The sequence below is a fragment of the Methylobacter sp. genome (assembly GCF_036845245.1).
Lineage (GTDB): Bacteria > Pseudomonadota > Gammaproteobacteria > Methylococcales > Methylomonadaceae > Methylobacter_A.
The window spans coordinates 15,765-27,731 of the sequence record NZ_DAIUEH010000037.1 but is presented as its reverse complement, the minus strand read 5'-3'; the positions used below and the strand labels follow the sequence as shown (position 1 = coordinate 27,731).

The following is an 11,967-nucleotide window of genomic DNA, read 5'->3' as shown; positions in this document are numbered from 1 at the left end:
AGCCTTAAAAACTATGTTCAGCCGCAGGAAACAAAGACTGCTTGACTGATTGGTGATAGGCATTGATAGCCTCCTCAATATTAGCTGCATCGCTCATGAAATTTCTGGAAAACCGCGGGCGTTTGATCGTACCGATATTGAGCATGTCATAAAGCACCAGCACTTGCCCATCGCAGTCTACACCGGCACCAATGCCTATAACCGGGATTGTTAACTGTGAGCTGATCTCTTTAGCCAAGGTTGCAGGAACACACTCCAATACCAGCAGGCCGGCACCCGCTTGCTGTAATTGATGGGCATCGGCAAGCATTTTTTCGGCAGCCGCCTGTTCCTTACCCTGAACCTTATAGCTGCCCAGTTGATTAATCGACTGCGGCAACAAACCTAAATGTCCGCAAACAGGAATACCCTGATCAACAAGGAAACTAACACAATCAATTCTCGGCCCTTCGAGCTTAACCATTTGCGCACCGCCAACCTGCATTAATTTAGCAGCATTTTTGGCCGCGATAATAGGGGTGGTATAAGTCATGAACGGCAAATCGGCGATAACGAACGAACGCTGACGAGAATTGCTAACACACCGGGTGTGATAAACCATGTCCCTGATGGTGACCGGCAGTGTTGAATCATGGCCCTGGATAACCATGCCCAGAGAATCTCCCACCAACATCATATCGACACCGACTTTGTCGATTAATGCACTGAAACCGGCATCGTAAGCGGTTAAACAAGAAATTTTTTCGCCGCGTTGTTTCATTGCAGCCAAGTCAGTAATTGACAACAGCTTTAACGTGGCTGTGGAAGCATATTGATTCATTTTATTCAGCGAAATAGCGGATTTACTGAAGCAAGGATCAATCAATCCAGCCGTTTCAGTTCATCCAGTGGACATAGGGCCAGCAGGTCGGCAATATTGCCTTTTCCGGGCACCACCAATTGCGGAGCAATCTCAAACAGGGGATACAAAACGAAAGCCCGCTCAGCCAAACCCGGATGCGGCACAATTAAATCAGGCAGCTCAATAAGCTGATCGTCATAGATCAACATATCCAAATCCAGCGTTCTTGCTCCCCAGCGCTCGGCTTTTCTGACCCGTCCGTGGTCATTTTCGATATGTTGCAGGCAACGCAGTAAATCCATCGGTGGCAAACCGGTTTCGACAGCCATCACCGCATTAACGTAATCAGGCTGATCCTGCGGCCCCATAGGCGAGCTATGATACAAACCGGAAAACGCCAATTCCTTAACTCCGGCTACGTGCGTTATTGCAGTACGCGCTGATTTTATTTGTTCGGCAGGGTCTGCCAAGTTACTGCCCAATCCTATATAAACAGTTACCAAATCAGTTTCTGAGTTTTGCATAGTTAGATACTTTAAGGCTCTGTTTTTGGCGAACTATCATTGGTCTTTTTATGATAACTTCTTTTGCGCACCGACTTGTTATTTTGAGTGCGGCGCGCGGGCTGAGTCATTTTTCTTTGTTCATTTTCACTGGCATTCTGATATTTTGTCCACCACTCGGCCAACTCGGGATCGGCACCTCCGGTCTCGGCACGTAATACCAAAAAATCATAACCCGCTCTAAAGCGTGGATGCCCGATCAAACGGCTGGGCTTAGATCCGATACGCGCATTAAATTTGGGCTGCATATTCCAAACCTCACGCATAGCCATACTAATATGACGAGGGAGAGCTGTACTTCTAACCTGACTGGCAATAATCTCATTGGCCGCATCCTGATAGGCAATGTATTCAACCTCGCCTTGCGCCATTTTTTCTTTGGCCAACATGCGTACGGGTTCCCACAAAAAGGCCGCCAATAAAAAGTAAGCGGTAACCGTTTTACCCTCGGCTATCCTGTTATCCGAATTTTCCAGAGCTTTAATTAACATCAACCGGGGGAATCCGTCTTCTTCAATCGCCAAACTGTTCTCAGTGGCAGGAAACAACACTTGAAAAAGCCCGTAATGCCTAAGCATTTCAAAAGTTTGCAACGCATAACCGGATAAAAACAATTTTAACGCTTCGTCATAAAGCCTGGCGGACGGTATGCTGGCCAGTAGCTGAACGTCGTTGTGTATCGCTTTCTCGCAATCACGATCCAGCTTGAAGCCAAGCTTTACGGCAAAACGCACCGCCCTTAACATGCGCACAGGATCTTCGCGAAAACGCATTTCAGGGTCGCCGATAAGCTTGAGTGTACCGGATTTATGGTCAGCCATGCCGCCGACATAATCCACTACCGAAAAATCCTTTATATTATAATAGAGTGCATTAACGGTAAAATCCCTGCGCCAAACATCTTCTTCAATCGTACCGTAAACATTATCCCGTAATAATCGCCCTTCCTTGTTGAGCACCTGCTTGTCGTTTTGCTCTTCTCCGGCACCTCGAAAAGTCGCAACCTCAATAATTTCCCGGCCAAAATGCACATGCGCTAGACGAAACCTACGTCCGATTAACCGGCAATTACGAAATACTTTTCTAACTTGATCAGGATCTGCATTGGTGACAACATCAAAGTCTTTAGGTTCCCGCCCCAACAATAAATCGCGCACGCAGCCGCCGACAAGATAAGCATCGAACCCTTCTTTTTGCAAACGATACAAAACCTTCAACGCATGCTCACTGATCTGGGATCGAGAAATATTGTGTTCCGCACGCGAGTATATTTTGACTCGTGCGTCGACCGGCTCAGCTTCATTTCTGGCTGATTTAATGATTTTTTTAAAGAAGTTTAAAATAGTCTTCACACCTTATTTATTTTTCTAATTATTTTGATTATATCATTGCTAATGAATTCTAACCCAATCCGCAAGTTTCTTTTACATTCCCCTTTTGAATGGAGTAGAATCATCACTCTGATTTTTTTCAAGCAATTCTAATTACATCGCGTTGCGTGTACCAGATAAAAAATCAGATAACCATTTTTTTAAACATTCGCACAAACATTAGCGTGCTTGACTGGAATTTGTTATGTTCAAAAAGATTCTTAATAGCTTAATTGACCAACCTTTGTTAACCAGCCTTTTTGCAACAGATTTTTTCATTCTTCTGTTTCATAGACCGCCATTCTTATTTTCTCTCGTAATGTTGGGAGCGCTAATGGCGATGTGCATGTATTTTGGTCAAAAACTAGCTTTATTTAAAATTTAATTGGTCGGCCAAACAAAAAATATACCGCAAAAACCAGGCAACGGTCCCGCTTCAAAACCTGGTTTTTTACGTCGCCTAACAGTAATACTTTATGATCTCCTGTTACTGATCGCCATTTTATTTGTCGCGACTGCAATATTGCTGCCTTTAAATGCAGGCGAAGCTTTCACCGCCCAACAATTCTTTTTCCCCATTTATCTACTGCTAGTCAGCTTCTTCTTTTACGCCTGGTTTTGGACTCATGGCGGACAAACATTAGGCCTGCGCGCTTGGAAAATAAAAGTACTCACACTGGATATGAAGCCCATCAGCTGGAAACAAGCTTTGCTTCGTTTCATGGCAGCCCTCTTATCGTGGAGTTTTTGCGGATTAGGTTTTTTGTGGATTCTTATTGATAAAAACCAACGCAGCTGGCACGATCATTTATCCAAAACAGCCCTTTTTTTTGACACTCAGGACCATCATTGAGCCACTACAATTACAAAACGCCAAGCCGCATAACTTACAAACAATAACTCGCGATGCCATCATGAATTGGTTTACTAAACTATTTCCCCAGAGCTCTACGCCCCTTCCGCCGGAAAAGAAACCAGACATCGCCTTCCCCACCAGTCCAAATAATATACTTACCTGCTCGGAACCTGTTTCCACCGAGCATAAAAAACTGCCGCTGACAGTTCTAAAAAAGCTGGCTCCACTTCGAGATATGGATGATGCCTATGTTCAGCAACTGGCCCACACTACATTACGCTATAGCCAGGGTTCTGTTATTTTCAGACTGGGCCAGAAAGCCAATTCCGTTTTTTATCTGCTTGAAGGAAGTGTTGAACTTCAGCCGGATAGCGACAACCGCTACACCCTGTCGGCAGAGTCATCGCTGGCCAATCTGCCGCTCAATAGCGGTAAGCTTTGCGGTTCAACAGCATTCGCTAAAACAGACATCACTATCTTGGCAATTGCAGGAGAATTTATCTGTCGATGGTCCGGAAAAAGCATCCAACAGACTATTTCCGTTGAACTCGTTGATATTGAATTGCCCAAACAAATTGCCGGCAACCGTTTTTTTACCAGTTTTTCGAGCGCCTACCGGGAAAACAAATTAAGCCTACCCTCATTGCCCAATGTCGCTTTAAAACTGAAAGAGGCAATGGAAAAAGATTTGGGCCTTCGAGAAGTCGTTAAAATTATCGGCGTAGATGCATCCATCGTCGCCAAACTTATCCAACTGGCCAACAGCCCGATATATTCGCCAATATCACCGATTACCAACTGCCATGCGGCTGTTACCCGATTAGGCCTGGATCAAACCCGCAAACTGGTCATGGGCATCAGCCTGAAACAATTATTCCGCTGCCAAGACCAGCAATTGATGGAAAAAATGCAAACCTTGTGGAAAAACAGCCTCTATATATCCAGCTTGAGTTTTGTGCTCGCGCAGGAAAACGGCACAGTCAACCCTGAAGATGCCCTATTAGCCGGCTTGGTTAGCGATATAGGTACGATACCGGTATTGCATTTTGCCGAGCAGAACCCCAATGAATACCCGAACCTTGATGTATTGGAATCGGCCATCCCGTTTTTAAGTCCGCCGGTCGGCTCGCTAGTGCTGCATACATTGGGCTTTACTCCGGAATTAGCAGCCATTCCCAAATACGCCGAAGACTGGTTCCATGAAAGTGACGGCGATAAATTGAATCTGGTCGATATCGTCATACTGGCCAAATTGCACAGCTATTTCGGTACCCACAGAGCCAAGGAAATACCGTATATGAACTCGATACCCGCCTACATTAAACTTAAAAACAGCAAATTAACCCCCGACTTTTCCCTGGACGTACTGCACAAAGCAAAAAATCGCATTCATGCAGCCATGAACTTTCTTTCTTGAGATTACTATGAATAATCCATTATTAACCAACTCCACATTGCCGTTGTTTTCCCAAATAAAACCGGAACACGTCGTACCGGCAATCGATCAATTATTAGCCGAAGCACGCTCGTCTGTAGAACAACATCTCCAGTCCACACAAAATTACACATGGAAAAACCTGATCGAGCCATTGGAAGATGTCGACGATAAGCTCAACAAAGCCTGGTCCCCGGTCAGTCACATGAATTCCGTGGTCAACAGCGATGAGTTGCGCGATGCCTACAACGCCTGTCTGCCTAAGCTCAGCGCCTATTCGACTGAAATGGGACAAAACGAAGCTTTGTTTAAAGCCTATCAATTTATTGCCGAAAGCGATGAATTTGCAACACTGGACATCGCCCAGCAAAAAATCATTCGCAATGCGTTAAGAGATTTCAAATTGTCCGGCATAGACCTGGATAATGAAAAAAAGCAACGCTACAAAGAAATCAGCCAGGAATTATCCGCTCTTGCCAGCAACTACGAAGAAAACGTGCTGGATTCAACCAATGCCTGGAGCAAGCTGATCAGGGATGAACAGGACTTGGCCGGTTTGCCTGAATCCGCTTTGGCTCAAGCCAAACAAACCGCTGAAAGCCATAACCAAGACGGCTGGATGATCACCCTGCAATTTCCATCCTATATTTCGGTCATGACTTACGCCGACAACCGCGAATTACGCCGCGAACACTACGAAGCCTTCGCAACCCGCGCTTCCGACCAAGGCCCGCATGCCGGACAGTGGGACAACAGCGAAAACATGGAAAAAATCCTGGCCCTGCGCCATGAAAAAGCCCGTTTGCTGGCATTCAACAATTACGCGGAATTGTCGCTGGCTGCCAAAATGGCTGAAAAACCGGATGACGTGACCCGTTTTCTCGAAGACTTGGCCGACCGCTCTTGGCGGCATGCGCGCAAAGACTTGGCCGAACTGCGTGAATTCGCCAAACAACACTATGGTATTAATGACCTGCAATCCTGGGATATGGCCTATTTCTCTGAAAAAATGCGCCAGCATTTTTACCAGTTGTCGCAAGAAGAAGTTAAAACCTATTTTCCAATCACCCGCGTCTTGCCGGGCTTATTTGCAATCGTAGAAAAACTGTACGGCTTGCAGATAACCGAGATCAACGATTTCGACAGCTGGCATCCCGATGTGCGTTTTTTCCAGATCCATGACCAAACCGGTTCACTACGCGGCCGGTTTTATCTCGATCTTTACGCCCGTTCCAAAAAACGCGGCGGCGCCTGGATGGACGATTGCGTCAGCCGCAAGAGATTCGACGATACCATTCAAACTCCAGTCGCCTATCTGACCTGCAACTTCACTCCGCCAACCGGCGATACACCGGCATTGCTGACCCATGACGAAGTGACCACGCTGTTTCATGAATTCGGTCACGGCTTGCACCATATGCTCACCCAGGTCGACCATCTGGGCGTTTCAGGCATTAACGGCGTGGAATGGGATGCGGTCGAGCTGCCCAGTCAGTTCATGGAAAACTGGTGCTGGGAAAAGGAGGCGCTGGCGCTGATGTCGGGCCATTATCAAACCGACGAGAAATTGCCGGATACCTTATTTGATAAAATGATCGCCGCAAAAAACTTCCAAGCAGGCATGATCATGGTAAGGCAATTGGAATTCAGCCTGTTCGATTTTCGGATTCACCGGGATTACGACCCAGAAAAAGGCGGTCGCATCTATGAAATTCTGGAGCAAGTCAGGGAACAGGTCGCCGTTGTCCAGCCACCGAAATTTAACCGTTTTGCTCATAGCTTCGGACATATTTTTGCGGGCGGTTATGCGGCGGGCTATTACAGCTACAAATGGGCCGAAGTGCTGTCCAGCGATGCTTTTTCGCTGTTTGAAGAAAAAGGCATTTTTGACCAGGAAACCGGCAAAGCTTTTTTAACCAACATCCTCGAAAAAGGCGGTAGTCAAAACGCAATGGAGTTATTTATCAACTTCCGCGGCCGCAAACCCACCATTGATGCGTTACTCAGACATAACGGCATCGCGGCATGATCTACAAAGACCTGCGCGACTTTATCAAACAGCTGGAAAAACAGGGAGAGCTAAAACGCATTACCGTTGAAGTCGATCCCTATCTGGAAATGACCGAAATCTGCGACCGCACCTTAAAACAGGGCGGTCCCGCATTGCTATTCGAAAATCCAAAAGGCGCAAATATTCCAGTGCTGGCCAACCTTTTCGGTACGCCCCGCCGTGTCGCAATGGGCATGGGCGCTGACTCCGTCACCGAGTTACGCGGCATCGGCGAGCTGCTGGCTTACCTGAAAGAACCCGAGCCGCCCAAAGGCATGAAAGACGCTTGGGAGAAGTTCCCAGTGTTCAAGCAAGTGCTGAATATGGCGCCTAAAATTATCAGCTCGCCGCCGTGCCAGGAACTGGTTCGGGAAGGCGACGAAATCGATCTCGGCGTTTATCCTATCCAGACCTGCTGGCCGGAAGATGTCGCTCCGTTGATTACTTGGCCGTTGGTGATTACCAAAGGCCCGAATAAAGACCGGCAGAATCTGGGCATCTATCGCCTGCAAGTCATCGCCAAAAACAAAGTCATTATGCGCTGGTTGGCGCATCGTGGCGGTGCATTGGATTTTAAGGAATTTCAGGCCGCCCATCCGGGCAAGCCTTTCCCTGTTTCCGTGGCCCTGGGCGCCGACCCTGCAACCATACTGGCCGCCGTCACGCCGGTACCGGACTCGCTGTCCGAATACGCATTCGCCGGTTTATTGCGCGGCAGCAAAACCGAAGTCGCCAAATCGTTAATTAACGATTTGCAAGTCCCGGCCAGCGCTGAAATTGTGTTGGAAGGCTTTATCTATCCCGGCGAATTCGCCGCTGAAGGCCCTTACGGCGACCACACCGGCTATTACAACGAAGTCGCCGACTTTCCGGTGTTCACGATCGAAAGAATCACCCAGCGCCAAGCGCCGATCTATCACAGTACCTATACCGGTAGACCACCCGACGAACCGGCCATCCTCGGCGTTGCATTAAATGAGGTGTTCGTACCGATTTTGCAAAAGCAATTCCCGGAAATCGTCGACTTCTACCTGCCCCCGGAAGGCTGCTCGTACAGGATGGCCGTGATCAGCATGAAAAAGCAATACGCCGGTCACGCCAAACGCGTGATGCTGGGCACTTGGTCGTTCCTGCGCCAGTTCATGTACACCAAGTTCGTGATCGTTGTCGACGACGATGTCGATGTGCGCAATTGGCAGGATGTGATCTGGGCGATGACCACACGGATGGATCCCGCCAGGGACTTGACCATATTGGAAAACACACCAATTGATTATCTCGATTTCGCGTCGCCGGTTTCAGGCTTGGGCTCCAAGGTGGGATTTGACGCGACCAATAAATGGCCGGGGGAAACCAATAGGGAATGGGGCAGGACTATTGTGATGTCGCCGGAGGTGGTTAAGAGGGTGGATGAGATGTGGGATAGCTTATTTTAGGACTCGCTCGCGGGGCATGCTGCCCCGTCCCACCTAGGACACCAAATTAGCCAACCATTCAGAAGGCTTCCGACTATGAGCGCGTTGGAATGTCAGACACAAAATGCATGCCCGACCTTCTATCTACATTACTAGGAATTAAGGAGTTTACATGAATGTTCAAGAATTTATTTCAACGTATCGAAATCATCCAGTGCTCTTCGTGGGAGCAGGAGTTAGCCTCCGATATTTAAATGATTCGTATACATGGGACGGATTACTTCGTAAGATTTCACATGATTTAAAAGGAAATGTTGAATATTATCTCGACATTAAATCTAGTTGTGAGACTGGTGGACAATATGGCTTTTCAAAAATGGCGGGGCTTATTGAGAAAGAATTTAACTCCGTTTTACTCTCTGATCGCAACGGAAAATTTAAGGAAGTTAATGATACTTTCTACGAGAATATGGAACAAGGCATTAATTTTAGTAGGTTCAAAATATACATATCGAAACTACTTTCTTCTATTGATATTAAAGATGGTATGACGGAAGAAGTTTCGGAGCTAAAAAAGATAAGAAAAAACATCGCATCAATTATTACAACTAACTACGATAAACTTATTGAGTCCGTATTTGAATTTCAGCCTTTGATTGGCAATGACATTCTATTAAGCAATCCATATGGTTCTGTATATAAGATACATGGATGTGTTAGTGATCCATTGAAGATCATTATTACAGACAATGACTATAAAAAGTTCGATGATAAATATGAATTAATTAGGGCACAATTGTTATCTATATTTATTCATAATCCTATCATTTTTATGGGGTATGGCATTGGAGATGAAAATATAAAGAGCTTGCTGAAAACTATTTTTACTTATGTAGAACCTAACTCTCAAGATGCAAATAAAATAAAAGATAACTTTTTATTGGTAGAATATGAGCCCTGTTCAAACTCGTTAGAAATATGCGAACATGATATTGATTTAGAAGGATTTTCAACCATACGCATCAACAAGATTAAGACTGACAATTTTAAAGAAATATATTCAGCCTTATCAAATTTAACACTGCCGATATCCGCTATGGATATTAGGAAAGTACAAAGCATAGTGAAAGAAATATATTCGGGTGGTGATATTAAAGTCAATATTACTGAGGATTTGGATTCTCTAGATAATAAAGACAAGATAATTGCTATTGGATCACCAAAAACAATCCAATATCAATATCAAACATCTGCTGAAATGATGTCCAATTACTTTAATATCATAGACGAATCAAACTCACAGTTGCTTACATTAATAAACAAATACACAATACAAAGCAGTCAATATTTTCCAGTGTTTGGATTTAGCAAAATATACTCTGAAATTAATAACATTGAGACTTTAAAAAAAAGACAAAGAGCCAAAGTTAAATCAGCACTAGAATCAATAGCTTCAACTTGTAAAATTGCGCATAATACAATTGACTCTATATTCTCGGATGATAGCATTACCGAATGTAACAAGAATAATGCAATATTTTGGCTGACATGTAATGGAGAGCTTCCGCTACATGAGGTTGAAAAATATTTACGAAATTTTTCTGATAAGTCCAACACTCCTTACCGGAAAATATTATGTGCTTATGATCTAAGAATGCATGATGATCAAAGCCATAATGCTGTAACACAACAGCCGTTCGTTAGCCCTGCAAGTCATTAAGCTTCAGGCCGGTATGTTTGAAAATGCGAGGGCCAGCCGGTTCTAGCTAACGTACGATATGCGATCTTGATTGACGTTTAATTTCCCAGCCGATGCTAAGCAGTGCGGCAAGAACTCGTTTGGCCTTTGCCGAAGGCCATTGACTCATGCAGCAACAAGTTGAATATTGATTGGAATGGGACGGCTTTCCCCGGTTTCGATGCGCTCGGCCAGTGCGCGAAGAGCTAATATTTCAGCCTTAGCCATTGCTTCGTCGGCGGTAGCGCCATACGTTAATACGCCGGGAATTTCCGGAACCTCTGCTAACCAGCGACCATCGTCCTCACGCTCATACTCAATATGAAAATTCATGATGTCTCCAGAAGTGGAAGCTCAGTAGGGTACGCTGGGTAGAGACTATAGCCGATACCCATCATAATCAATTATCGATGCGCTGGGTTTCACTTCGTGCTTTACAAGTCGCTACCGCTCTACCCATCTTACCCGGATATTGAATCAATCCGGCTAACAATCTCGCTGGACGCCAACTCCAAACCCTGCTTATAACATTCACTGGCTCTGTCTTTATCGCCTTGGGCAAACAACAAATCGCCGAATATTTGATAAGCCGGAACTGTAGGTTCGATTGATAGGCTTTTGGTCAGGTAGGTTGTCGCTTTTTGGTTATCGCCGCATTTCATGCTTAACTTACCCAGAACGGTCAGGAACACCGCATCCCGAGGATGCATAAGCAACCATTGCTCGGCGGTTTCAAGCTGTCTTGCAATATCAATCGATTGCACATTGCCATACAACACGACCAACGTTTGATCCCAGGTTGTCGACAAGGCTCTTGCCAAGCCGCCTTCAACCTTTGCGCCCGCTCCTGCGTCAATCATTGCAGCAAAATAGATCGCCGAAACGCCTTTCATGTTTTTTATGTAATCGGGAATTTCTGCCCACAGCGATTCAATTTCATCAACACTGCCTCGCTCGGCCGCCTGCTTTAATAATTTGCTGAAAGCTTCGGTCTCCAGCAGCTTTATCTCGGCTTCCATCAACACTTTATTGTTGTTCAATGATGGAATCAGTTTTCGGATGCCTTCCCAATCACCGGCTTGTTGATAAGCTTGGTGTAACAATTTTAAAACACTGGCATGAGTCGGATCGATGGAATGCAGGCGTGTCAGTGTCTCCAGGGCTTGTTCGAATTGTTTTTCCGATAAATGCAGTTCCGCCTGAGTCAGGCCTATTGCGACATCAGAACCCGGCGCCTGGTCGGCTGCTTTTTTTAGATATTCATCTCTCTTGTCAATCGCACCACGGGATTGCGCGGCTCTTGCTGCGGTCAGGTAATGGATCAACGGCGCGCCACTGTGCGAAGCATGCTTGATTAATACTTTTTCGGCTTTTTCCCAGTTGCCTTCTGCGGAATCAACCAGACCTGCAATCAGCGCTTCTTGAGAACGGTTGAATTTGATGCTGTTGCCTCGATTTTTGATTTGGCCCGGCAATCTGAGCAGCCAACCTAAGAACCTGAATAAAATGTAAAATACAAAAAAGCCCATGATCAGGCTAACCGTAAAAACGATTAATGAGGTTTCCAGGGACCAGTATCCGATACCTATCAGAACATAACCGGGATTCTCAAATCCGCCCAACCATTTATTGGCAAGAAATGCGGCGGCAACGGCGATAAGCAGCGAACCCAGAAAATACAGTATATTTTTCATTATGT

At 45.7% G+C, this 11,967-nt stretch carries 11 protein-coding genes; 6 read left to right on the top strand and 5 right to left on the bottom strand.

The window, feature by feature from the left end; all coding sequences use genetic code 11:
* Positions 1-4 precede the first annotated feature (4 nt).
* Genes panB through pcnB form a run of 3 tightly spaced genes read right to left on the bottom strand, consistent with a single transcriptional unit; the run spans position 5 to position 2,756 of the window.
* Positions 5-820 (bottom strand): 3-methyl-2-oxobutanoate hydroxymethyltransferase, encoded by an 816-nt coding sequence (gene panB, locus V7051_RS16130; protein WP_333876628.1) that lies wholly within the window; start codon positions 818-820, stop codon positions 5-7.
* Positions 821-861: 41 nt separating this feature from the next.
* A complete protein-coding gene (folK, locus tag V7051_RS16125) occupies positions 862-1,365 on the bottom strand; it encodes a 2-amino-4-hydroxy-6-hydroxymethyldihydropteridine diphosphokinase (protein WP_333876630.1) in 504 nt (167 codons plus the stop codon).
* 11 nt (positions 1,366-1,376) lie between these two features.
* Positions 1,377-2,756 (bottom strand): polynucleotide adenylyltransferase PcnB, encoded by a 1,380-nt coding sequence (pcnB, locus tag V7051_RS16120; RefSeq protein ID WP_333876632.1) that lies wholly within the window; start codon positions 2,754-2,756, stop codon positions 1,377-1,379.
* Positions 2,757-2,979: 223 nt separating this feature from the next.
* On the opposite strand from pcnB, the gene V7051_RS24710 reads away from it, so the two are divergent.
* The 6 genes from V7051_RS24710 to V7051_RS16095 all read left to right on the top strand — a co-directional run bounded on the left by V7051_RS24710 (position 2,980) and on the right by V7051_RS16095 (position 10,250).
* Complete coding sequence (locus tag V7051_RS24710) at positions 2,980-3,159, top strand: hypothetical protein (RefSeq protein WP_006891830.1); 180 nt, start codon at positions 2,980-2,982, stop codon at positions 3,157-3,159.
* Complete coding sequence (locus tag V7051_RS16115) at positions 3,160-3,627, top strand: RDD family protein (protein WP_333876634.1); 468 nt, start codon at positions 3,160-3,162, stop codon at positions 3,625-3,627.
* A gap of 61 nt (positions 3,628-3,688) precedes the next feature.
* Positions 3,689-5,047: an HDOD domain-containing protein gene (locus tag V7051_RS16110; RefSeq protein WP_333876636.1), complete on the top strand. Its 1,359-nt coding sequence runs from the start codon at positions 3,689-3,691 to the stop codon at positions 5,045-5,047.
* A 7-nt stretch (positions 5,048-5,054) separates the two neighbouring features.
* Positions 5,055-7,094: an oligopeptidase A gene (prlC, locus tag V7051_RS16105; protein WP_333876638.1), complete on the top strand. Its 2,040-nt coding sequence runs from the start codon at positions 5,055-5,057 to the stop codon at positions 7,092-7,094.
* Complete coding sequence (gene ubiD, locus V7051_RS16100) at positions 7,091-8,551, top strand: 4-hydroxy-3-polyprenylbenzoate decarboxylase (protein WP_333876640.1); 1,461 nt, start codon at positions 7,091-7,093, stop codon at positions 8,549-8,551. Before prlC ends, ubiD begins: the two co-directional genes overlap by 4 nt.
* Before the next feature lie 151 nt (positions 8,552-8,702).
* Entirely contained in the window at positions 8,703-10,250 is a 1,548-nt protein-coding gene (locus V7051_RS16095) for an SIR2 family protein (RefSeq protein WP_333876641.1), read from the top strand.
* A gap of 144 nt (positions 10,251-10,394) precedes the next feature.
* Here V7051_RS16095 and V7051_RS16090 read toward each other — a convergent pair whose 3' ends face one another.
* Both V7051_RS16090 and V7051_RS16085 read right to left on the bottom strand, forming a co-directional pair.
* Positions 10,395-10,601, bottom strand: coding sequence for a type II toxin-antitoxin system HicB family antitoxin (locus V7051_RS16090; RefSeq protein ID WP_333876642.1), 207 nt, complete (start codon positions 10,599-10,601; stop codon positions 10,395-10,397).
* A 128-nt stretch (positions 10,602-10,729) separates the two neighbouring features.
* The gene (locus tag V7051_RS16085) at positions 10,730-11,962 is read right to left on the bottom strand and encodes a heme biosynthesis HemY N-terminal domain-containing protein (protein WP_333876644.1); all 1,233 of its coding nucleotides are present in this window, start codon (positions 11,960-11,962) and stop codon (positions 10,730-10,732) included.
* Between the last annotated feature and the right edge of the window lie 5 nt (positions 11,963-11,967).

What these genes read in the sequence shown, in the direction of transcription:
- prlC (WP_333876638.1), top strand. Translation starts at nt 5,055, where the DNA reads ATGAATAATCCATTATTAACCAACTCCACATTGCCGTTGTTTTCCCAA.
- ubiD (WP_333876640.1), top strand. Translation starts at nt 7,091, where the DNA reads ATGATCTACAAAGACCTGCGCGACTTTATCAAACAGCTGGAAAAACAG.
- V7051_RS16095 (WP_333876641.1), top strand. Translation starts at nt 8,703, where the DNA reads ATGAATGTTCAAGAATTTATTTCAACGTATCGAAATCATCCAGTGCTC.
- V7051_RS24710 (WP_006891830.1), top strand. Translation starts at nt 2,980, where the DNA reads ATGTTCAAAAAGATTCTTAATAGCTTAATTGACCAACCTTTGTTAACC.
- V7051_RS16110 (WP_333876636.1), top strand. Translation starts at nt 3,689, where the DNA reads ATGAATTGGTTTACTAAACTATTTCCCCAGAGCTCTACGCCCCTTCCG.
- V7051_RS16090 (WP_333876642.1), bottom strand. Translation starts at nt 10,601, where the DNA reads ATGAATTTTCATATTGAGTATGAGCGTGAGGACGATGGTCGCTGGTTA.
- V7051_RS16085 (WP_333876644.1), bottom strand. Translation starts at nt 11,962, where the DNA reads ATGAAAAATATACTGTATTTTCTGGGTTCGCTGCTTATCGCCGTTGCC.
- panB (WP_333876628.1), bottom strand. Translation starts at nt 820, where the DNA reads ATGAATCAATATGCTTCCACAGCCACGTTAAAGCTGTTGTCAATTACT.
- folK (WP_333876630.1), bottom strand. Translation starts at nt 1,365, where the DNA reads ATGCAAAACTCAGAAACTGATTTGGTAACTGTTTATATAGGATTGGGC.